The organism is Citrobacter sp. TBCS-14 (assembly GCF_005280805.1).
In the GTDB taxonomy this organism is placed as follows: domain Bacteria; phylum Pseudomonadota; class Gammaproteobacteria; order Enterobacterales; family Enterobacteriaceae; genus Citrobacter; species Citrobacter gillenii.
The window spans coordinates 216-498 of record NZ_SZWM01001262.1 but is presented as its reverse complement, the minus strand read 5'-3'; the positions used below and the strand labels follow the sequence as shown (position 1 = coordinate 498).

Genomic DNA, 283 nt, shown 5'->3' with positions numbered 1-283 from the left:
AGTTGCGGCCATTCAGCGCCCATCTGCTGTAGCGCAGTTGCCAGGATGACAAACATAAAAGCCATGACACTGCGTACCCGCCAGCGAACCGGAAGCGACGGGAGTTTACCCAACCAGCCTTTACGTACCACCAGCCCCTTATGGACGCGCCGATGACAACGGCCTTCATTGAGTGCTTTATATAAAGGTTCGACCGCCGCGATTTCCGCTTCCGTCGCCCGGGTACGGATCGACATATACCCGGTTACACGTCCTTCCCGCACCATCGGCACCGCATTGGCCC

General features: G+C 58.0%; 1 pseudogene. It reads right to left on the bottom strand.

The features are described from left to right. Positions 1–283: pseudogene (locus tag FDX22_RS32315) on the bottom strand (hypothetical protein); the annotation flags it as partial.